The sequence below is a fragment of the Nocardioides thalensis genome (assembly GCF_013410655.1).
GTDB lineage: Bacteria > Actinomycetota > Actinomycetes > Propionibacteriales > Nocardioidaceae > Nocardioides > Nocardioides thalensis.
This window is the reverse complement of the sequence record NZ_JACCFP010000001.1, coordinates 2,353,048-2,373,706: the sequence shown is the minus strand read 5'-3', so window position 1 is coordinate 2,373,706 and position 20,659 is coordinate 2,353,048. Positions and strand designations below refer to the sequence as shown.

Genomic DNA, 20,659 nt, shown 5'->3' with positions numbered 1-20,659 from the left:
CCTGGGGGGGTAAGGTAATCCGCGAAGACGGACCGTAGCACCAAATACCGGTGGGGGGTACCCTGGAGACACATCGACCACGAACGAGAGAGACAGCGCATGGCAAAGACCACGGGTGACGCGCACGCCGGCCACCAGCACAGCTACATCGCCAACAACACGAAGGGCGACTACCTCAAGCGGCTTCGCCGCATCGAGGGCCAGGCCCGCGGGCTGCAGCGCATGGTCGAGGAGGAGCAGTACTGCATCGACATCCTCACCCAGATCTCGGCGATGACGAAGGCGCTCGAGGTGGTGGCCCTCGGCCTGCTCGACGAGCACATGGCGCACTGCGTGGTCGATGCGGTCGCCGCGGGCGGCGAGGAGGGGCAGATCAAGCTGAAGGAGGCGTCCGACGCGATCGCCCGGCTCGTCCGCTCCTAGTGAGCGACGGGCGAAGTCAGAAATGCAGATCGGCCGCTGATCCTCGGGATCAACGGCCGATCTGGGTGGTGGGCGATACTGGGTTTGAACCAGTGACCTCTTCCGTGTCAAGGAAGCGCGCTACCGCTGCGCCAATCGCCCGGGTTCTTGAGTTGTGTCGAGGTGGGTACGGGATTTGAACCCGTGTACACGGATTTGCAGTCCGTTGCCTCGCCTCTCGGCCAACCCACCGCGGAGGCCCTCACACTGACCTGGTCAGCCAGTGGGTCTGACCTCTCCGAGCGGACGACGAGGCTCGAACTCGCGACCTCAACCTTGGCAAGGTTGCGCTCTACCAACTGAGCTACGTCCGCCTGCGCTTCAGCACTGGGCTGCGGCGCGGTGAGAACATTAACCGATCGCCACACGGGCACCAAAACCGGGGGCTACTTCCGTGTGTCCGGGGCGTGTCTAGGGTTGCCGCATGCGCGCCTGGATCGACGGAGAGCTGCTCGCCGACCCCACCTCGCCGGCCATCCCGGTGACCGATCACGGCCTGACCGTGGGGGATGCGGTCTTCGAGGCGGTCAAGGTCGTCGACGGCGAGCCGTTCGCGCTGCAGCGCCACCTCGACCGGCTGGAGCGGTCGGCCGCCGGCCTCGGCCTCACGGGCGTCGACACCGGGGCGGTCCGTGCCGGCATCGACGCAGTGCTCGACGGCGAGGCGATGCCGCTGGGCCGGCTTCGGATCACGGTGACCGCCGGGCCGGCGCCGCTGGGATCGGGCCGGGGGAGTGACGGACCGACGACGATCGTGGTCGCGGCGCCCATGAACGCGATGCCGACCACCACGTCGATCATCACGGTTCCCTGGCCGCGCAACGAGCGCAGCCCGCTCGCCGGCCTGAAGACCACGTCGTACGCCGAGAACGTGCTGGCGCTCGCCCGTGCCGGTGAGGCCGGGGCGAGCGAGGCGGTCTTCCCGAACCTCGCCGGCAACCTCTGCGAGGGCACCGGCTCCAACGTCTTCTACGTCGTGGACGGCGAGCTCCGCACACCGACGCTGGCCAGCGGGTGCCTCGCCGGCGTGACCCGCGACCTCCTGATCGAGTGGTACGGCGCCCGCGAGGTCGACGAGCCGATCGAGGTCGCCCAGGGGGCCGACGAGGTCTTCCTCGTCTCCACCACCCGCGACGTGCAGGCCGTGGGTCGGTGGGACGACCGCGAGCTGCCTGCGCCGGGGCCGGTCACCCAGGAGGCGATGGCCGCCTGGCGCGAGCACGAACCGGAGCTGCTCGGTCGATGACGCCACCGGTCCCGATGTGGGATCGCCGTGGTGGTTGGGCTACAGTCATCCACCGCAGAGGGCGATTGGCGCAGTGGTAGCGCGCTTCGTTCACACCGAAGAGGTCACTGGTTCGAACCCAGTATCGCCCACCGCACCAGGAGGTCCCGGCCGTCACGGCCGGGACCTCCAGTCGTTATCCGGTCGGACGGCCGGTGGGTGCCTCGATAGGATCGGGGGACGGTCGAGCGGCCGTTCCACCCAACCTCCAAGGGAGTCTCAGTGTCCGACATCAAGGTCGTCCGCATCCATGCCGGTGAACGGCTGGAGCAGACCACCACGACGGGCACCAAGGCCTGGGAGCTCTTCCGCGACGACTCCGACGTGATCGCCGCCCGGGTGGGTGACCAGCTCAAGGACCTCTCCTACGAGCTCGCCGACGGCGACGAGGTCGAGAGCGTCGCGATCGACAGCCCCGACGGCCTCGACATCCTGCGGCACTCGACCGCGCACGTGATGGCCCAGGCGGTGCAGGACCTGTTCCCGGACGCCAAGCTCGGCATCGGGCCGCCGATCAAGGACGGGTTCTACTACGACTTCGACGTCGCGGTCCCGTTCACCCCCGACGACCTCGCCAAGATCGAGACCCGGATGCGCAAGATCGTCAAGGAGAACCAGCGGTTCTCCCGGCGGGTGACCAACGACGACGACGCGCGCGAGGAGCTGAAGGACGAGCCCTACAAGCTCGAGCTGATCGGCATCAAGGGGTCCAGCGCGGCCGACGACGCGGAGGGTGCCAGCGTCGAGGTGGGCGGCGGCGAGCTCACCATCTACGACAACCTCGACCGCAACGGCGAGGTCGCGTGGAAGGACCTGTGCCGCGGTCCGCACCTGCCCACCACCAAGCGGATCCCGGCGTTCAAGCTGATGCGGTCCGCTGCGGCGTACTGGCGCGGCGACCAGGCCAACCAGCAGCTCCAGCGCGTCTACGGCACCGCGTGGCCGTCCAAGGAGGCGCTCGACGACTACCTCCACCGGCTCGAGGAGGCCGAGAAGCGCGACCACCGCAAGCTCGGCCGCGACCTCGACCTGTTCAGCTTCCCCGACGAGATCGGCTCCGGCCTGGCGGTGTTCCACCCCAAGGGCGGCGTGATCAAGCGGGTGATGGAGGACTACGTCCGGCAGCGCCACATCGAGGAGGGGTTCCAGTACGTCGGCACCCCCCACATCACCAAGGAGGGGCTGTTCCACACCTCCGGGCACCTGCCGTACTACGCCGACACGATGTTCCCGCCCATGGAGTTCGAGGGCGAGAACTACTACCTCAAGGCGATGAACTGCCCGATGCACAACCTGATCTACAGGTCGCGCGGGCGGTCCTACCGCGAGCTGCCGCTGCGGCTGTTCGAGTTCGGCTCGGTCTACCGCTACGAGAAGTCCGGCGTGGTGCACGGGCTCACCCGCGTCCGCGGCCTCACCCAGGACGACAGCCACTCCTACGTCACCCCGGAGCAGGCGCCCGACGAGATCAAGCACCTGCTCGACTTCGTGCTCGGCCTGCTGAAGGACTTCGGTCTCGACGACTTCTACCTCGAGCTCTCGACTCGCGACGACAAGAAGAAGGACAAGTTCGTCGGCACCGACGAGGACTGGGCCGTCGCCACCAAGGTGCTCGAGGACGTCGCTGCCGAGACCGGGCTCGAACTCGTGCCCGACCCGGGTGGCGCCGCCTTCTACGGTCCGAAGATCTCGGTCCAGGCGCGCGACGCCATCGGCCGCACCTGGCAGATGTCGACCATCCAGTACGACTTCAACCAGCCCAAGGGCTTCGGGCTGGAGTTCCAGGCCGCCGACGGCACCCGCCAGCAGCCCGTGATGATCCACTCCGCCAAGTTCGGCTCGCTCGAGCGGTTCTTCGGCGTGCTCGTCGAGCACTACGCCGGTGCCTTCCCTCCGTGGCTGGCGCCGGTGCAGGTGCAGGGGATCCCGGTGGCCGACGCCTTCGCCGACTACCTGTACGACGTCGCGCGGCAGATGCAGGCGCGCGGGATCCGGGTCGAGGTCGACGACTCCGACGACCGCATGCAGAAGAAGATCCGCAACGCCCAACTCCAGAAGGTGCCCTTCATGCTCATCGCCGGCGCCGACGACGTCGAGAAGGGCGCGGTCAGCTTCCGCTACCGCGACGGCCGCCAGGACAACGGCGTGCCGATCGCGGAGGCGATCCAGCGCGTGGTCGACGCGGTCGAGAACCGCACCCAGGTCTGACGCGGGCCGGTCGAAGGCAGAGAGACACACAGCTCATGCGCCGGGGGGTCGCCGCGGTCGCCGTACTCCTCCTCCTCGGAGGGTGCGGCGGTACGACGACGCCGCCCGGCGAGCCGGACGCGTCGAGCGGCAAGCAGTCCCGCGGCGCCGGCAAGGACGGCAAGGACGGCAAGGTTCCCGGCGACCAGGTGGAGGATCTCGCCGAGGAGGCCGAGCGCCTCTCCAACGAGGGCGGCTCGGGCACGATCGAGCGGCGCGACGAGCCGGTCCTCGGCGCTGACATCAGCTGGCCGCAGTGCCCCAAGGGGATGGGCATCCCCGAGAAGCGCAGCCAGGGCATGCCGATGCCGATCCCGCAGGCCGAGTACGTCGTCGTCGGGCTCACCAACGGGCCCGGATTCACCCCCAACCCGTGCCTCGCCGACCAGGTCGCCTGGGTCGAGGAGCGGGGCCTGATGATCTCGGCCTACGCCGTCGCGAGCTATCCCGACGAGCCGACGCTCGACGAGTACGGCGGCGACGGCCCCTTCGACGCGGGCAGCGACCTCGGCCGGTTGCGCAACGTCGGCTACCAGCAGGCCCGCTACAACATCGGGTCGATGGCCGACGCCGGCCTCCAGACGCCCATCGTCTGGATCGACGTCGAGCCGGTCCCGGACTTCGAGTGGAGCGCCGACGTGCGGGCCAACGCGGCGGTCGTCGTGGGCGCTGCGCGCGCCTACACCGACGCGGGCTATGAGATCGGCGTCTACTCCACGCCGTACCTCTGGGACGAGGTGGTCGGCGACCTCTCGCTCGGTGTGCCGGAGTGGCGCGCGGCGGGGGAGACGTCGTCGGAGGAGGCGCTGAACCGGTGCGGCGACGACTGGTCGATCCAGGGCGGCAAGGGCATCCTCGGCCAGTGGGTCCAGGACTCCCGGGACCAGAACATCACCTGCCCCGGCGTGGCCGCCGACCTCGGCCGTTGGTTCCACCAATATTGAGGAGAACCAGTTCCACTGCCGGGTACTCTGCGGGCATGGCTCCCGACGACGCAGCGGAAGAAGTTGCTGTGCCCGACGGACGCAGCCTGCGCTGGCGCAAGCACAACCAGGCGCGACGTCAGAAGATCATCGACGCGGCGATCACCGTCCTCGGCCGGCAGAGTCCCGGCGAGGAGGTACAGATCCAGGCGATCTCCGAGGAGTCCGGCGTCGCGCGCACCGTGATGTACCGCCACTTCGCCGACAAGGCCGACCTCGACCGCGCGGTCCAGCGCGAGATCTGCAACCGCCTCGGCGAGGTGCTCATCCCGGCGCTGGCCCACGACGGCACGCCCGAGGAGATCATCCACCGGGTGATCGAGGGCTTCGTGCTGTGGTCGGTCGACAACCCGAGCCTCTTCTGGTTCGCCGAGCGCGACCTCTCCGGCTGGGGCCCCACCCCGCTGCAGGAGGCGTTCGAGAAGATCGCGGAGGCGATAGAGGCGATCATGGACACCGTCGTCGCCTACGTCGGCGTCGAGCTCAGCCAGGACGACCGCGACGGCATCGACCCGTGGGTGTTCGCCCTGATCGGCGCCGCGTTCACCGGCATCCGGCGCTGGGCCAGCCGCGACCCGCGTGTGCCCGACATCCAACAGTTCATCGACATCATGTCCGAGTCGATCTGGCTGCAGATCAACGGCATGGCGCTCTCCCGCGGCATCACGCTGCCGGACGGTCGCATCGTCGACCTCCTCCACTCGATGGGCACCGAGCCGGGAGCAGTCGAGCCGAGCCAGGCCACCGGGGCGTGACCGATCCCGACGGTCTGGAGCGCCTCTGGACCCCTCACCGGATGGCGTACGTCAAGACGCCGCAGAACCTCGACCGCGACGGCGCCGAGCGTCCCAGCGACCTGCCGGAGTGCCCGTTCTGCCGGATCACGCGCGACCCGGAGACGTCGTACGACGACGACCTCGTGGTCGCCCGCGGCGTCACGTCGTACGCCGTGCTGAACCTGTATCCCTACAACCCCGGTCACCTGATGGTGCTGCCCTACCGGCACGTCGCCGACCTGACCGAGCTCGACCACGACGAGACCGCCGAGGTCCTCGAGCTGACCAAGCGCGCGATCTCCGCTGTACGGCGGGTCGCGCGGCCGCACGCGTTCAACGTCGGCCTCAACCTTGGGGGCGTCGCTGGCGGCTCGCTGTCGGGGCACCTGCACCAGCACGTGGTGCCGCGGTGGTCGGGCGACGCCAACTTCATGACGGTGATCGCCGGCACCAAGACGCTGCCGCAGCTGCTCGGCGACACCCGCGACCTCCTGGCCGACGCCTGGGACGGGTAATCTCCCGCCTCGTGCTCGAACGCTTCCGCGCCTTCTGGGTGAAGATCTGGTCGCCCGTCGCCCACCTGCTGATCAAGATGGGGGTCACCCCCAACATGGTCACGTTCTTCGGGACGGTCGGCGTGTCCGCCGGGGCGCTGGTGTTCTTCCCGCGCGGCTACCTGCTGACGGGTGTCCTGGTCATCACGGCGTTCGTCTTCAGCGACCTGATGGACGGCTACATGGCCCGGCTCACGGGCAAGACGTCGACGTTCGGGTCGTTCTGGGACTCCACCCTCGACCGGATCGGTGACGCGGCGATCTTCGGCGGGCTGGCGCTGTACTTCGCGGGCCCCGGCGACAGCTACCTCTACCTGTGCGTGACGGTGTGGTGCCTGGTCATGGGCAACGTGACGTCTTACGCCCGCGCCAAGGCCGAGTCGCTGGGCCTCGACGCCAAGGGCGGGATCGCGGAGCGTGCCGACCGGCTCGTCTCGATCCTGGTGATGACCGGGCTCGGAGCACTGTTCGACCTGCCGATCCTGATGTACGTCACCCTCTGGGCGCTGGCGGCGGCGAGCACCTACACGGTGGGCTTCCGGGTGCTGAAGGTCTACCGGCAGGCGGTCGCGCTGGACGCGGGATCAGGCCCGGCGTCCAGCGCCGGTCCCGATGCGGGCGACGAGCCCGCTGCGACCTAGAATCACCGGTATGAGCGAGCAGCACGAGATCGGCACTACCCGGGTCAAGCGCGGCATGGCCGAGATGCTCAAGGGCGGCGTGATCATGGACGTGGTCACCCCCGAGCAGGCCAAGATCGCCGAGGACGCCGGCGCGGTCGCCGTGATGGCGCTCGAGCGGGTCCCCGCCGACATCCGCGCCCAGGGCGGCGTCTCCCGGATGAGCGACCCCGACATGATCGACGGCATCATCGAGGCCGTCTCGATCCCGGTGATGGCCAAGGCCCGGATCGGTCACTTCGCCGAGGCACAGGTGCTGCAGTCCCTCGGGGTGGACTACATCGACGAGTCCGAGGTACTGACCCCGGCCGACTACGCCAACCACATCGACAAGTGGGCGTTCACGGTGCCGTTCGTGTGCGGTGCGACCAACCTGGGCGAGGCGCTGCGCCGCATCACCGAGGGCGCGGCGATGATCCGCTCCAAGGGCGAGGCCGGCACGGGCGACGTGTCCAACGCCGTCACCCACATGCGCACGATCCGCGGCGAGATCCGCCGACTGGGCTCGCTCGCCGACGACGAACTGTACGTCGCAGCGAAGGAGCTCCAGGCGCCGTACGACCTGGTCGTCGAGGTCGCGCGCACCGGCAAGCTCCCGGTCGTGCTGTTCACCGCCGGCGGCATCGCGACCCCGGCCGACGCGGCGATGATGATGCAGCTCGGCGCCGAGGGCGTGTTCGTCGGCTCCGGCATCTTCAAGTCCGGCAACCCCGCCCAGCGCGCCGAGGCGATCGTGAAGGCCACCACGTTCTACGACGACCCCGACGTGGTCGCCAAGGTCTCCCGCGGCCTGGGCGAGGCGATGGTCGGCATCAACGTCGAGGAGATCCCGCAGCCGCACCGGCTCGCCGAGCGCGGCTGGTAGTAAAGCCTGCCGCGACCCGTTGCGCTACTGACGGGTCACGAGGAACGTGGGTCCTGACCGGCGGCGTCGCTGGGGCGCTGCCCCGACGGACGGGAAACCCTGTGATGTTCGCGCGCTCCTCCACCTTCTCCGGTGACCCCACCGCCCTCGATGGCGGCATCTCGTACGTCGACGGCGAGGTCATGCCCATGCTGAACGAGCTGTCGGGCTGCGTCGGGCTGTCGATGATGGTCGACCGCGAGTCCGGCGACTGCATCGCCACGACCGCGTGGCAGAGCGCCGACGCGATGCACGACAGCAACGAGCGGCTGACGAGCGCCCGCGACCGGCTGGGCAGCATCCTCGACTCTGTCCCGCGCGTGGAGGAGTGGGAGATCGCGGCGATGCACCGCGGTCACGCCACGCCCCAGGGCGCGTGCTGCCGGGTCACCTGGTTCCGCACCGATCACGCCAACGTGGACCGGGGGATCGAGCTCTACCGCTCCGCGATCATGCCGCGGCTCGAGCAGGTCGACGGATTCTGCAGCGCGAGCCTGATGGTCAACCGGGAGACGAAGCGCGCGTGCTCGACGGTCTCCTACGACACCTGGCGGGCGCTGGAGGAGAGCCGCGACGAGGCCTGGGCGATCCGTGACTCCGGTGCCCGCGAGGCCGGTGTCGACGTCGTCGACGCGGGGGAGTACGACCTCGTGATCGCGCACCTGCGGGTGCCGGAGATGGCTTGAGCGACGCTCAGCTCCGCAGCTCGGGACAGGGGAGCAGCGCCCGGTCGTTCTCGGACAACGCGTCGTAGTCGCCGACCAGCTCGAGCACCGAGCCGTCCGTGCTGCTGGGGTCGAGGTAGGCACGGAAGTCGTACTGGTCCTGCGCCCACCAGAGCTGCGGCTCGCCGCCGTCACTGACGGTGTACTCGCCCGACGGCGCGCCCATGGCATCGACCAGCTCCTCGCGGGTCATCGACGGGTCGAGGTCGCACCACGCCTCGACCCAGCGAGCTGCGTCGCCGGGTACGGACTCGTCCTCGCCCGTCCGCTCCTCGGTGGAAAAGACCCGCCACTTGGCGCGGTGGTAGACCATCCGCACGGTCTGCTGGGTGAGGTCCTCGCCCTGGCCCAGGTGCACCGCGAGGAGCGCGTCCTCCTCGGTCAGCTGGGTGACGCTGACGTCGACGATCTCGGACTCGAATGCCGGGTCCTCCCACAGCAGTGCTACGAAGCCGACGCACGGGTCACCGAGCTCGGCCCGGTCCACGAGGATCGCCTCCATCCGCAGCTCGATGGTGAGCTCCGGTGCCTGCAACGCACACGCGGTGGCGGCGTCGTGCCGGGCCAGTGCGGTGAGCCACGCCGCGTAGGCGGTGGTGGGCTCGCCCGCGGGCCCCTCTGTTGCGGCAGCCGACGTGCGCGCCGGCGACGGCGCAGTACTGGAGAGGACGGTGCGCGGCGTCGGGTCAACCCGGTCGTCGCCACCGCACGCCGACAGACCAGCAGCCAACGTGACGCTGAGGGCGACGACGATCGTCGCTCCGCGCCTAGTCATTGTTAGCCAGCTCTCCTGTCCGGTCGGCCAGTGTTCGGTCGAAGCCCTATGACCGGGCGAACACCGTACCTACCGTCGATGGATCGGGACCCGGTCCCGGGCCCCGCGATCGCTGGGGAGGATGCTATGAGAAGAACGACCAAGGGCGCACTGGCCGCGAGCGGCGCCGCGGTGCTGCTCCTCGGTGGCGCCGGCACCGTCGCGTTCTGGAGCGACGATGGGACCGTCGACGGTGGCACGATCGCGGCCGGCACGCTGACGCTGTCCGACCTCGATTGCGCCGACACCTGGACCGAGGGCGCGGACACCGACGTCCAGCTGCTCGTCCCAGGTGACACGGTCACCAAGGCGTGCACCGGGACGATCACCATGACCGGTGACCACATCGCGGCGACGGTGGCGCTCGACGACTCGTCGGTGGCCACGGCCGAGGCGGCCTTCAACGATGCGGCCCCTGATGCCGTCAACGTCGACGCCGTCGACATCACCGCGGACCTCACCGGAGGCGGTACCGTCACGACGTCGGGAGCGGTCTCCCTCACGATCACGGTCGACTGGCCGTACGGAGCGTCCGCGGACAACGAGTCCCAGGGCGTCTCGACGAGTGCGCTCAACGGCCTCGTCGTCACCGCTGTCCAGGCCGACCCGCACCCCTAGGCCATCCGATGGCGGGCGGGCGACCCGCCCTGCGGTGGGTCGGCCAGGTCGTGGCCTGGTCGCTGATCCTCGGGGTGGTCGCTGCGGTGACGGTCGCAGTGCTGGTCCCACGAGTTGCGGGCGGGACTCCCTACAGCGTGCTCACCGGCTCGATGCGACCCGACTATCCGCCCGGCACCCTCGTGGTGGTGAGGCCGGTCGCTCCCGAGGACGTCCGGAGCGGCGACGTGATCACCTACCAGCGGGAGTCGGGCAGCTCGACGGTCGTCACGCACCGCGTGGTGACGGTGTCGACCAGCCTCACCGGAGAGGTCACCTTCACGACGCAAGGTGACGCCAACGACGCGGTCGATCCGGATCCGGTGCGAGCGGTGCAGGTCAGAGGCAGGCTCTGGTACGCCGTTCCCCACGTGGGGCGTGTCAACCAGCTGCTCACCGGTCGACAGCGCCGAACGACCGTCTACCTGGCTGCCGGTGGTCTCCTCGGCTACGCCGCCTACATGTTCACCGGCGCGCTCCGCGGGCGCCGCCTCCGGGGGGAGCCGGCCTGATGACATCCCCGTGGACGCAGGCTCGGATGCTCCCCCTCGCACTGTCGGCGGCGCTTGCCCTCGCGGCCGCGGACGTGCCGTCGGCGCACGCGGACGATCTCGCGCTGAGCTCCGACGGCCGACACTGGCGCAACGACCTCCGGCAACCGTTGTTCGACCGGGGCTTTCGCTGGGTGCCGGGCGACAGTGAGGTCGAGAAGTTCTACGTTCGCGACGACGGACCGACCGACGCGACGATGACGGTCGCCGTCACGACGCGCGACCCGGCGGACCTGCTCCCCGACGACGACATCGAGATCGCGGCGCGGGTGTCACGGGGGGAATGGATCCCGCTGCGCAACGGCGCCGACCTCAGCCCGTTGGTTCGGCGCGACGTCGAGCGAGGGGAGGTGGCCCGGGTCGACGTGCGGGTCGACTTCCTGTGGGAGTCGACGAATCAGTCGATGACCGATCTGCTGCCGCTCGACCTCGTCGTCACCCTTGCCCAGCGCGGCACCGACCCCGGCGGACACCTGCCGGATGCCGGCAGCGGCGTCAGCCGGTGGCTCGTCCTCCTCGGCGCGGCGCTGCTGGGCAGCGGCGTCGCGCTCGTGGCTGGCCGGAGACGACAGGAGCGGGCCGATGGCTAGGCACGCCGCGCCGCGGCGGCGCGTGTGGTTCGGCAGCGGTCGGACCCGGGCCGTCTTGTCCCTCGGGGTCGTGCTGGCGCTGGGCGTCGCGGGCACGACGGCGTACTGGACCGACACCGCGGCGGTCAGCACCGGCCCCGTCACGTCCGGCGCCATGGACCTCCAGGTCGCGCAGACCACGGCCGGTCCGTGGGGCGCCGTGGGCACGGGTACGGCGTTCTCCGCCTCCCACGTCACGGTGCCCAACCTGACGCCGTCGGAGGCCTACGCCTTCCCGCTCGCGGTCAGGAACGTCGGCCAGGCCGACTTCACCTACACCGCCACCGTCACGCAGGGCGGATCGCCCGCCTGGACGTTCGTCGGCACCCCCATCCAGGTGCAGCTGTATGCCGGCAGCCCGGTGACCGTCGACACGACCTATCCCGTCCAGCAGACCTGTGGAGGCACGGCCCTGACGGCGTCGCCGGTGACCGTCACCGCCGGGAGCACCATCGTGACCAGCGCCGCGCGACGCGTCGACGCCGGCGCGACGGACGCCCAGCTCTGCGTCCTGGTGTCGATGGTCTCGACCGCCGACAACGCCAACCAGGGCAGGCAGGGCCAGCTCCGCTTCGACCTCTCGGCGACCCAGGTGACGTCGTGACCCGGGTGCGGAGCGGGCTGCTGACGATCGGCGCGATCGTCGGCTCGCTCTGCCTCCTGCTCGCCCTCGCGGGGCTGGTCGCCGGGGTGAAGCCGCTGGTCTTCCGGTCCGGCTCGATGGGCCCCGAGATCCCGGCCGGCGCCCTGGGCCTCTCCCGCCCGGTCGCCGCTGACGACCTCGCCGTGGGCGATGTCGTCAGCGTGGTCACGAGCGACGGCACGCGAGTGACGCACCGCATCGTCGGCATCGCCGGCGAGGGGGAGGTCCGGGTCCTCACCCTGCAGGGCGACGCGAACGCCGCGCCCGACGTCGAGACCTACCCGGTCGGCGAGACGGACCGGGTCTTCTGGTCGGTGCCGGTGGCGGGATACGTCGTCTCCTGGATCGGCACGCCGCTGGGGATGTGCCTGATGGGCGGCTTCGTCCTCGCGATGCTCGTCGTGATCTTCCGCCGGCGGCCCGCGGGCGGGAAGCGGAGGGCGACGGGCCTGGCTGCTGCCGGCGCGGCGGCCGCCGTGACGGTTGCGGCGACGACCGGCACCGCCGCCGCGTTCACCGACACCTCGGCGGCGACCGGTGGCGCCCTAGCTGCGCACACCGTCGCCTCCCAAGCCCAGCCCCAGTGTCAGAACGTCGACGGTGTGCTCATCCTCGGAAACATCGCACGACTCACTTGGACCCAGGTCGATAGTCGATACGAATACGTCTGGGAGGTGCAGACGACCGGGGGAGCGGCAGTCGCCAGCGGCGTAGTGGGCAACGGCACCGCGACAGGAGCGACCGTGACCCTGGACATCGGCACCGGTCTGGTCGGCATCAACGCCAACTACACCGTCATCATCAGGGCCCGATTGACGGCCACGACGTCGTGGGTCGCAGCGACCACGACATCGACTCCCATTCGCCGCGCCAGCATCCTCATCATCGGCGCCGCGATGCGATGCGGGTGGGCCTGACGCCGACCCGGATCCCGTCGCCGATTAGCCTGCGTTCGTGCCAGCCATCGGAGTCTTCGCCTTGCAGGGCGACGTCCGCGAGCACGTCGCGACGCTCAGCGCGCTCGGTGCCGACGCGTTCACCGTCCGCCGACCGAGCGAGCTCGAGCGCTGCGACGGGCTGGTGCTGCCGGGCGGCGAGTCCACGACCATGGCCAAGCTGGCGCGCACCTTCGACCTGCTCGACCCGCTGCGGCAGCGGGTCAAGGACGGGATGCCGACGTTCGGCACGTGCGCCGGGATGATCCTGCTCGCCGACCGGATCCGCGACGGGATCGAGGGCCAGGAGACCATCGGCGGGCTCGACGTCACCGTGCGGCGCAACGCGTTCGGGCGCCAGGTCGACTCGTTCGAGGCGGACCTCCCGTTCACCGGCCTCGACGACCCGGTGCATGCCGTCTTCATCCGGGCGCCGTGGGTCGAGGAGGTCGGGCCCGGCGTCGAGGTGCTCGCCTCGGCCGAAGGGCACCCGGTCGCCGTACGGCAGGGACACCTGCTGGCCACGTCGTTCCATCCCGAGGTCGACGGGGACGGACGGGTGCACCGTCTCTTCCTCGAACTGGTCGGTCGATAGAATCCCTTGACCCGGTGGTTGAGGTGCGAGGCGCCCCAGCGCCGAGCCTCGAAACCATAGAGCGGAAGTAGGGACGCATGTCTGGCCACTCCAAGTGGGCGACCACCAAGCACAAGAAGGCCGCGATCGACGCCAAGCGCGGCAAGCTCTTCGCCAAGCTGATCAAGAACATCGAGATCGCGGCGAAGATGGGTGGTCCCGACCCCGCCGGCAACCCCACGCTCTACGACGCCATCCAGAAGGCGAAGAAGCAGTCGGTCCCCAACAAGAACATCGACTCCGCGGTCAAGCGCGGCGGCGGCCTCGAGGGCGGCGGCGTCGACTACGAGACGATCATGTACGAGGTCTACGGGCCGCAGGGCGTCGCGCTGCTCGTGGAGTGCCTCACCGACAACCGCAACCGGGCCGCCATGGAGGTCCGCACCGCGGTCACCCGCAACGGCGGCAGCATGGCCGACCCCGGCTCGGTGTCGCGGCTGTTCAACCGCAAGGGCGTCGTCGTCGTACCGAAGGCCCAGGAGGGCAAGGAGGTCACGGAGGACGACGTCCTCGAGGCCACCCTCGACGCCGGGGCCGAGGAGGTCAGTGACCTGGGCGACAGCTTCGAGGTGCAGTCCGAGGCGACCGACGTCGTCGCGGTCCGTACGGCGCTCCAGGCCGCCGGCATCGACTACGACTCCGCCGAGGTGCAGTTCGTCGCCTCGATGGACATCCCGGTCGCCGACCCCGACGCCGCCGGCAAGGTCTTCCGCCTCATCGACGCCGTCGACGACCTCGACGACGTCCAGAACGTCTTCTCCAACGCCGACGTCCCCGACGACGTCATGGAGTCGGTCGAGGTCTGACGCGCCCGCGTGTCCTGACGATCTCATCCGGCCGGGCGGGATAGCCTGCGAACATCTGTTCGACAGGATGAGGAGCGTGCGATGCGGGTGCTGGGGATCGATCCCGGCCTGACCCGGTGCGGGACGGGAGTCGTCGAGGGGACGGTCGGGCGACCGCTGAGCCTCGTCGACGTCAGCGTCATCCGCACCTCCTCCGACCTCGCGGTGCCCGACCGCCTGGTCACGATCGAGGCGGGCATCGAGGCGCGCCTCGACGACTACCGCCCCGACGCGGTCGCGATCGAGCGGATCTTCGCCCGCTCCGACGTCAGCACGATCATGGGTACGGCGCAGGCGGCAGGGGTCGCGATGGTCTGTGCCGCGCGCCGCGGGCTGCCGATCGCGCTCCACACGCCGAGCGAAGTGAAGGCCGCCGTCTCCGGCAACGGCCGCGCCGACAAGACCCAGGTGGGGGCGATGGTCACGCGCATCCTGCGTCTCGAGGCGACCCCCAAGCCCGCCGACGCCGCCGACGCGCTGGCACTGGCCATCACGCACATCTGGCGCGGCGGCGCGCAGGCCCGCATCGACGCCGCGCTGGCCGCCGCCGCAGGAAGAAGAGGTCACCGATGATCGCGTTCGTCCGAGGCCGGGTCTCGGCCGTCACGCTCTCGAGCGCCGTGCTCGAGGTCGGCGGAGTCGGGCTCGAGCTCATGTGCACCCCCGCCACCCTCGCCGGGCTGCGGCCGGGGCACGAGGCGACGCTGCCGACGAGCATGGTCGTCCGCGAGGACTCGCTGACCCTGTTCGGCTTCACCGACGACGACGAGAAGTCCACGTTCGAGCTGGTGCAGACCGCCTCCGGCGTGGGGCCGAAGCTGGCGCAGGCGATGCTGGCGGTGCTCTCGCCCGACGGCATCCGCGTCGCCATCGCGGCCGACGACGTCAAGACGTTGACGAAGGTGCCTGGCATCGGCCAGAAGGGCGCCCAACGCATCATCCTCGAGCTCAAGGACCGCATCGGCGCGCCGACCGGGACCGCGGGCGCCGCGGCAGTCGCGCCGCAGGCCCCGTGGCGCGACCAGGTCGCCCAGGGCCTCGTGGGTCTCGGCTACAACGCCAAGGACGCCGACAAGGCGGTGGATGCCGTGGCCGACCAGGCCGGTGCGGCTCCTGACGTCGGTGCGCTGCTGCGCGCGGCCCTGCAGACCCTGTCGAAGGCCTGAGGAACACTGACCACATGCCCTTCCACGAAGAGGAGCTCGAGGCGGCCGAGGGGACCCACCTGCGGTCCCTGACCGCCGCCGAGGCGGAGGGCGACGAGCGCGCCGTCGAGGCGGCGCTCCGCCCGCGCAGCCTCGACGAGGTCGTCGGACAGTCGCGGGTGCGCGACCAGCTCGGCCTGGTGCTCGAGGCGGCCCGGCAGCGGGGGAGGGCCCCCGACCACGTGCTGCTCTCCGGCCCGCCCGGGCTGGGCAAGACGACCCTGGCGATGATCATCGCCCACGAGATGCAGTCGCCGCTGCGCCTCACGAGCGGACCGGCGATCACCCACGCCGGCGACCTGGCCGCCATCCTCTCCGGCCTCAACGAGGGCGAGGTCCTCTTCGTCGACGAGATCCACCGGATGTCGCGGCCCGCCGAGGAGATGCTCTACATGGCGATGGAGGACTTCCGGGTCGACGTCGTCATCGGCAAGGGGCCTGGCGCGACCGCGATCCCGCTCGAGATTCCGCCGTTCACGCTGGTCGGCGCGACCACTCGGGCCGGGCTGCTCCCGGGCCCGCTCCGCGACCGGTTCGGCTTCACCGCCCACCTCGAGTTCTACGAGCCCGCCGACCTCGACCGGATCCTGCACCGCTCGGCGGGGCTGCTCGGCGTCGACCTCACCGACGAGGGGTCTGCCGAGATCGCCTCGCGCTCTCGCGGCACGCCCCGCATCGCCAACCGGCTGCTGCGCCGGGTGCGCGACTACGCCCAGGTGCGTGCCGACGGCGTGGTCACCGTCGAGGTCGCCCGGTCCGCGCTCGACCTCTACGAGGTCGACGAGCTCGGCCTCGACCGTCTCGACCGCGCGGTCCTCGACGTCCTGTGCAGCCGCTTCGGCGGCGGCCCCGTCGGGGTCTCGACCCTCGCGGTCGCCGTCGGGGAGGAGCGCGAGACGGTCGAGGAGGTGGCGGAGCCGTTCCTCGTGCGCAACGGGTTCCTCGCGCGGACCCCACGCGGCCGGATCGCGACACCCGCGGCCTGGCGGCACCTCGGCCTGACCGCTCCGCCGACGACCGAGGCCGGCGACGCCACGCTCTTCGAGGACGTCCCCGAGCAGTAGCAGCGGGCGAGTTCGGGGGAATGCCGCCGAGCATCCAGCCCGGGGCTACACTTCGCAGTCGGCCCGCGGCCGCTGCTTCGTCCTGCTCGGACGCTGCGGCGTGCCCACGCCGTACTGCACACCTGTGAGAGGCAACGTTCCCTTGGATACCCTCGTCGGCCTGCTGCCGATCATCGCGATCGCGCTCGTCTTCTGGCTGCTCATCATCCGCCCCCAGATGCGACGTCAGCGCGAGCTCGTCCAGATGCAGTCCGCGATCTCCGCGGGTGACGAGGTGCTCCTGAGCTCGGGAGTCTTCGGCACCATCGCGGCGATCGAGGACACGCACCTGATGGTGACGATCGCCCCGGGCGTCGAGATCAAGGTCGCGCGCGGCGCGGTCGCGCAGATCCTGCGTGACGAGCCGGCCCCGGAGCTCGGCGAGCAGCGCGACGCTGAGGCCACCGACGCTCCCGACACCGACACCGAGGAGCGCTGAGCATGGCGGCCCGACGTCTCCGGCCCGGCCGGACCCTCGTCATCTTCTTCCTGGGCGTCGCGGTGCTGTTCGGCCTCGTCGCACTCGCCGGCAGCTGGAAGCCGCAGCTGGGCCTCGACCTCCAGGGCGGCACCCGGATCTCCCTGGCGGCCGAGGAAGGCGAGGACCCCTCCGAGGAGAACCTCGAGGAGGCGCGCCGGATCATCGAGCAGCGCGTCAACGGCGGCGGTGTCACCGAGGCCGAGGTCACCACCCAGGGCGGCAACCGGATCGTCGTCGAGGTCCCCGGCGACACCGAGAACCGCCGCGAGCTCGAGGAGACCGTCAAGCGGACTGCCCAGCTGCGGTTCCGCCTGGTCGCGTGCTCCGAGGCTGATGGCACCGGACCGTGTGCCTCCGGCGGCGTCCCTGCCCTGCGCCCGGCGCCGTTCGCCGCCGACAACACCGACCCGTCGGAGAGCCCGTCCGAGAAGCCCTCGAAGAAGCCGGGCAACGGCGAGACCAGCGACGAGCCGAGCGGCACGCCGACCGACGAGCCGACCGACGGAGCCGAGGAAGAGTCGGGCGACGGCAAGTGGATGACCACCGAGGAGACGATCCAGTGGATCAACACCGCCTCGCCCGAGTCGATCGCCGCCTACAACGCGGTCACCTGCGACCAGCAGGGTGATCTCGTCACCAAGAAGGGCGAGCCCGCGGTCGAGACCAAGGACCCGAAGCTCCAGCCCTACGTCACCGACGTCCCGTCCGAGCCGCTCGTGGCGTGCTGGGAGCGCGACGGCCAGGTCGCCAAGTTCCTGCTGTCGCCGTCGGTCATCGAGGGCACCGAGCTCACCGACGCCTCCGCCGGCATCCCGCAGAACGACGTCCAGTGGGTCGTCAACATCGAGATGGGCAACGACCCCGACAAGGCGATGCCCCCGGGGTCGACGGGCGCCGAGGACGACTTCGAGACCGTGTCCGCCGCGTTCGCCGGCGACGACTCCAAGCAGTTCGCGATCGTCCTCGACGGCAAGATCCTGTCCCCGCCGACGATGAACGACGTGATCTACGACGGCCGGTCCCAGATCACCGGCGACTTCACCGAGACCGAGGCGACCAACCTCGCCAACAGCCTGAAGTTCGGCGCCCTGCCGATCGACTTCGAGGACGACCCGCTGGTCGAGGAGATCGGCCCGTCGCTCGCCGGCAACCAGCTCAGCGCCGGCCTGCTCGCGGGCGGCATCGGCCTGGGGCTGGTCATGCTCTACTGCCTCCTCTACTACCGGATGCTCGGCACGGTCGTCGTCGCGTCGCTGTTCGTGGCGGCGGGCATCACCTACGGCATGGTGCTGCTGCTCGGGGAGACCGCGGGCTTCACGCTGACGCTGCCCGGCATCGCGGGCCTGATCATCGCGGTCGGCATCACCGCCGACTCCTTCGTCATCTACTTCGAGCGGATCCGTGACGAGATGCGCGAGGGCAAGTCGATGCGGGTCGCTGTCGAGACGGGTTGGGCACGCGCCCGCGTCACGCGGATCGCGGCCAACACGGTCTCGATCCTGTCGGCGCTGGTGCTCTACATCTTCGCGACCGGCGCGGTGAAGGGCTTCGGCTTCGCGCTCGGCCTGTCGACCCTGATCGACCTCGCCGTGCTGTTCTGGTTCACCAAGCCCGCGCTGTCGTGGCTCGGCCAGTTCCGGATCTTCAACTCCGGCCACCGCTTCTCCGGCCTCAGCCCGGAGACGCTCGGCATCGACGCACCGGTCGCGCGGAAGGCCGCGACCGCGGGAGGGAACGCCTGATGGGCAAGATGTCGCGGCTCGGCAACGAGCTCTACCAGGGACGCAAGTCGATCGACTTCATCGGCAAGCGCTGGCTGTTCTACGCCATCTCCGCCGTGCTGATCGGCCTCGCGGTCGCCGTGGTCGCGATCAAGGGCCTCAACTTCGGCGTCGAGTTCACCGGCGGCACGGAGTACAACATCACCGTCGGCGCCGGCGAGGCCACCCAGGAGGCCGCCGACGGGCTGCGCGAGGCGGTGGGCGACGCGGCCATCGAGAACGCCGAGAACCCGACCGTGACGACCGCGGGCGACCAGGCACTCACGATGCAGACCGAGAACCTGTCGCCGGAGCAGAGCGACGCGGTCCGCGAGCTGATCTTCGAAGAGTTCCCGGACATCACCGACGACGACGTCTCGCAGTCCGACATCGGCCCGAGCTGGGGCGAGGAGGTCGCCGAGCGAGCGATCATCGGCGTGATCATCTTCCTGATCCTGGTCGTGCTCTTCATCTGGGCCTACTTCCGCGAGTGGAAGATGTCGGTCGCCGCGCTCGTCGCCCTGCTCCACGACGTCGCGCTGACGGTCGGCGTCTACGCCCTGTCCGGCTTCCAGGTGACGCCGGCAGCGGTCACCGGCCTGCTCGCGATCCTCGGGTTCTCGCTCTACGACACGGTCGTCGTGTTCGACAAGATCCGCGAGAACACCACCACGCTGCGCAAGAGCACCGAGTCGTACGCCGACGCCGCCAACCTCGCGGTCAACCAGACCCTGGTGCGGTCGATCAACACCAGCATCGTGGCCCTGATCCCGATCGGCGCGATCCTCTACGTCAGCGCCGTCCAGCTCGGTGCGAGCTCGCTGCAGGACCTGGCACTGGCTCAGTTCGTCGGCATGGCCGCCGGCGTCTACTCCTCGGTCATGCTGGCTCCCCGGGTGCTCGTCCACCTGAAGTCCGGCGAGTCCGAGGTCCAGGAGCAGGCCCGTCGCGCTGCCGCGAAGCAGAAGCGCATCGCCGCCGACCGCTACGCAGCGGTCCCGGCGTTCGCCGACGACATGCCGGTGCGCGACCAGGGCGCCGAGGCCGTGGAGATCGAGGACGACGACTCGTTCCGCGCGGACGTCGAGGACGACGAGGACACCGAGGCGGCGACGAGCCGGACCGCGGCCGCGGGGCGTGGGCGCACGGTGCCCGAGCAGCACCGGCCCGTCGGCAAGAGCGACGCCGCAGGGCGCCAGCAGCCGGTCCGCCAGCCGCGGTCCAAGCGCGGCAAGAAGTGACCCAGCCGGCGGCGGAGGCGATCGAGCGGCTGGTCCGCGACATCCCGGACTTCCCGCAGCCCGGGATCGTCTTCAAGGACATCACCCCGCTGCTGGCCGACCCCGACGGCTTCGGCGCCGTCGTCGACGGGCTCGCTGCCGCCGGCCGTGGCCCGGCCGGCGAGGTCGTCGTCGACAAGGTCGTCGGCATGGAGGCGCGCGGGTTCATCCTCGCCGCCCCCGTGGCGCTCGCGCTCGGTGTCGGCTTCGTGCCGGTCCGGAAGGCGGGCAAGCTGCCGGGCGAGATCCACTCCGTCTCCTACGAGCTCGAGTACGGCGAGGCCGTGCTCGAGCTGCACCGCGACGGAGTCGCTCCCGGTGACCGGGTGCTCGTCGTCGACGACGTGCTCGCGACGGGCGGCACCGCGCGCGCCACCCGGGAGCTGGTCGAGCGCTGCGGCGCGACGGTCGCTGCGATGACGGTCCTCATCGAGCTGACGTTCCTCCCCGGGCGGTCCGCGATCGGGGACCTTCCGTTCACCGCGCTCGCCCAGGTCTGACGGCCC

General features: G+C 70.4%; 24 protein-coding genes and 4 tRNA genes. 24 read left to right on the top strand and 4 right to left on the bottom strand.

What is annotated here, in order from left to right; all coding sequences use genetic code 11:
- Positions 1–99 precede the first annotated feature (99 nt).
- A complete protein-coding gene (locus HNR19_RS11690) occupies positions 100–423 on the top strand; it encodes a metal-sensitive transcriptional regulator (protein WP_179668077.1) in 324 nt (107 codons plus the stop codon).
- 66 nt (positions 424–489) lie between these two features.
- Here HNR19_RS11690 and HNR19_RS11685 read toward each other — a convergent pair.
- The 3 genes from HNR19_RS11685 to HNR19_RS11675 form a co-directional block, all read right to left on the bottom strand.
- Positions 490–564: transfer RNA gene (locus HNR19_RS11685), tRNA-Val, on the bottom strand.
- A 19-nt stretch (positions 565–583) separates the two neighbouring features.
- Positions 584–654: transfer RNA gene (locus HNR19_RS11680), tRNA-Cys, on the bottom strand.
- A 49-nt stretch (positions 655–703) separates the two neighbouring features.
- Positions 704–776, bottom strand: a tRNA-Gly gene (locus HNR19_RS11675).
- Positions 777–886: 110 nt separating this feature from the next.
- Here HNR19_RS11675 and HNR19_RS11670 point away from each other — a divergent pair.
- From HNR19_RS11670 to HNR19_RS11630, 9 genes are all read left to right on the top strand, one after another.
- Positions 887–1,708: an aminotransferase class IV gene (locus HNR19_RS11670; protein ID WP_179668076.1), complete on the top strand. Its 822-nt coding sequence runs from the start codon at positions 887–889 to the stop codon at positions 1,706–1,708.
- A gap of 59 nt (positions 1,709–1,767) precedes the next feature.
- A tRNA-Val gene (locus HNR19_RS11665) sits at positions 1,768–1,839 on the top strand.
- A gap of 130 nt (positions 1,840–1,969) precedes the next feature.
- The gene (gene thrS, locus HNR19_RS11660; RefSeq protein WP_179668075.1) at positions 1,970–3,955 is read left to right on the top strand and encodes a threonine--tRNA ligase; all 1,986 of its coding nucleotides are present in this window, start codon (positions 1,970–1,972) and stop codon (positions 3,953–3,955) included.
- 35 nt (positions 3,956–3,990) lie between these two features.
- Positions 3,991–4,938: a hypothetical protein gene (locus tag HNR19_RS11655; RefSeq protein ID WP_179668074.1), complete on the top strand. Its 948-nt coding sequence runs from the start codon at positions 3,991–3,993 to the stop codon at positions 4,936–4,938.
- A 35-nt stretch (positions 4,939–4,973) separates the two neighbouring features.
- Entirely contained in the window at positions 4,974–5,732 is a 759-nt protein-coding gene (locus tag HNR19_RS11650; protein WP_179668073.1) for a TetR/AcrR family transcriptional regulator, read from the top strand.
- A complete protein-coding gene (locus HNR19_RS11645) occupies positions 5,729–6,268 on the top strand; it encodes an HIT family protein (RefSeq protein WP_425490669.1) in 540 nt (179 codons plus the stop codon). The genes HNR19_RS11650 and HNR19_RS11645 overlap by 4 nt, the downstream gene beginning before the upstream one ends.
- Before the next feature lie 11 nt (positions 6,269–6,279).
- A complete protein-coding gene (gene pgsA, locus HNR19_RS11640; protein WP_179668072.1) occupies positions 6,280–6,948 on the top strand; it encodes a phosphatidylinositol phosphate synthase in 669 nt (222 codons plus the stop codon).
- Between the two features lie 10 nt (positions 6,949–6,958).
- Complete coding sequence (gene pdxS, locus HNR19_RS11635; RefSeq protein ID WP_179668071.1) at positions 6,959–7,852, top strand: pyridoxal 5'-phosphate synthase lyase subunit PdxS; 894 nt, start codon at positions 6,959–6,961, stop codon at positions 7,850–7,852.
- A gap of 104 nt (positions 7,853–7,956) precedes the next feature.
- Positions 7,957–8,577, top strand: a complete 621-nt coding sequence (locus tag HNR19_RS11630; protein ID WP_179668070.1) for a hypothetical protein — start codon at positions 7,957–7,959, stop codon at positions 8,575–8,577.
- A 7-nt stretch (positions 8,578–8,584) separates the two neighbouring features.
- Here the strand turns inward: HNR19_RS11630 and HNR19_RS11625 are convergent, their stop codons facing one another.
- On the bottom strand, positions 8,585–9,391 hold the full coding sequence (locus tag HNR19_RS11625) for a hypothetical protein (protein WP_179668069.1): 807 nt from the start codon (positions 9,389–9,391) through the stop codon (positions 8,585–8,587).
- Positions 9,392–9,517: 126 nt separating this feature from the next.
- Here HNR19_RS11625 and HNR19_RS11620 point away from each other — a divergent pair, with 126 nt between their 5' ends.
- The 14 genes from HNR19_RS11620 (at position 9,518) to HNR19_RS11555 (ending at position 20,653) form a co-directional block, all read left to right on the top strand.
- The gene (locus HNR19_RS11620; RefSeq protein ID WP_179668068.1) at positions 9,518–10,048 is read left to right on the top strand and encodes an alternate-type signal peptide domain-containing protein; all 531 of its coding nucleotides are present in this window, start codon (positions 9,518–9,520) and stop codon (positions 10,046–10,048) included.
- Between the two features lie 8 nt (positions 10,049–10,056).
- Positions 10,057–10,599 (top strand): signal peptidase I, encoded by a 543-nt coding sequence (locus HNR19_RS11615; RefSeq protein ID WP_179668067.1) that lies wholly within the window; start codon positions 10,057–10,059, stop codon positions 10,597–10,599.
- A 26-nt stretch (positions 10,600–10,625) separates the two neighbouring features.
- A complete protein-coding gene (locus tag HNR19_RS11610) occupies positions 10,626–11,228 on the top strand; it encodes an LPXTG cell wall anchor domain-containing protein (RefSeq protein WP_179668066.1) in 603 nt (200 codons plus the stop codon).
- Positions 11,221–11,871, top strand: a complete 651-nt coding sequence (locus HNR19_RS11605; RefSeq protein ID WP_179668065.1) for a SipW-dependent-type signal peptide-containing protein — start codon at positions 11,221–11,223, stop codon at positions 11,869–11,871. The genes HNR19_RS11610 and HNR19_RS11605 overlap by 8 nt, the downstream gene beginning before the upstream one ends.
- Complete coding sequence (locus HNR19_RS11600) at positions 11,868–12,827, top strand: signal peptidase I (protein ID WP_179668064.1); 960 nt, start codon at positions 11,868–11,870, stop codon at positions 12,825–12,827. Before HNR19_RS11605 ends, HNR19_RS11600 begins: the two co-directional genes overlap by 4 nt.
- Before the next feature lie 37 nt (positions 12,828–12,864).
- Positions 12,865–13,440: a pyridoxal 5'-phosphate synthase glutaminase subunit PdxT gene (gene pdxT / locus HNR19_RS11595; protein ID WP_179668063.1), complete on the top strand. Its 576-nt coding sequence runs from the start codon at positions 12,865–12,867 to the stop codon at positions 13,438–13,440.
- Positions 13,441–13,517: 77 nt separating this feature from the next.
- Complete coding sequence (locus tag HNR19_RS11590) at positions 13,518–14,285, top strand: YebC/PmpR family DNA-binding transcriptional regulator (RefSeq protein ID WP_179668062.1); 768 nt, start codon at positions 13,518–13,520, stop codon at positions 14,283–14,285.
- Positions 14,286–14,375: 90 nt separating this feature from the next.
- Positions 14,376–14,897, top strand: coding sequence for a crossover junction endodeoxyribonuclease RuvC (ruvC, locus tag HNR19_RS11585; protein WP_218910641.1), 522 nt, complete (start codon positions 14,376–14,378; stop codon positions 14,895–14,897).
- Positions 14,894–15,490, top strand: coding sequence for a Holliday junction branch migration protein RuvA (gene ruvA, locus HNR19_RS11580; RefSeq protein ID WP_179668060.1), 597 nt, complete (start codon positions 14,894–14,896; stop codon positions 15,488–15,490). The genes ruvC and ruvA overlap by 4 nt, the downstream gene beginning before the upstream one ends.
- A gap of 14 nt (positions 15,491–15,504) precedes the next feature.
- Complete coding sequence (ruvB, locus tag HNR19_RS11575) at positions 15,505–16,593, top strand: Holliday junction branch migration DNA helicase RuvB (protein ID WP_179668059.1); 1,089 nt, start codon at positions 15,505–15,507, stop codon at positions 16,591–16,593.
- A 142-nt stretch (positions 16,594–16,735) separates the two neighbouring features.
- Complete coding sequence (gene yajC / locus HNR19_RS11570) at positions 16,736–17,071, top strand: preprotein translocase subunit YajC (RefSeq protein ID WP_179668058.1); 336 nt, start codon at positions 16,736–16,738, stop codon at positions 17,069–17,071.
- A gap of 2 nt (positions 17,072–17,073) precedes the next feature.
- Positions 17,074–18,855 carry a protein translocase subunit SecD gene (secD, locus tag HNR19_RS11565; RefSeq protein ID WP_179668057.1) on the top strand — a complete coding sequence of 594 codons (1,782 nt, stop codon included), beginning with the start codon at positions 17,074–17,076 and terminating at the stop codon, positions 18,853–18,855.
- On the top strand, positions 18,855–20,114 hold the full coding sequence (secF, locus tag HNR19_RS11560; RefSeq protein WP_179668056.1) for a protein translocase subunit SecF: 1,260 nt from the start codon (positions 18,855–18,857) through the stop codon (positions 20,112–20,114). The genes secD and secF overlap by 1 nt, the downstream gene beginning before the upstream one ends.
- Positions 20,111–20,653, top strand: coding sequence for an adenine phosphoribosyltransferase (locus tag HNR19_RS11555; RefSeq protein WP_179668055.1), 543 nt, complete (start codon positions 20,111–20,113; stop codon positions 20,651–20,653). Before secF ends, HNR19_RS11555 begins: the two co-directional genes overlap by 4 nt.
- Positions 20,654–20,659: the final 6 nt, after the last annotated feature.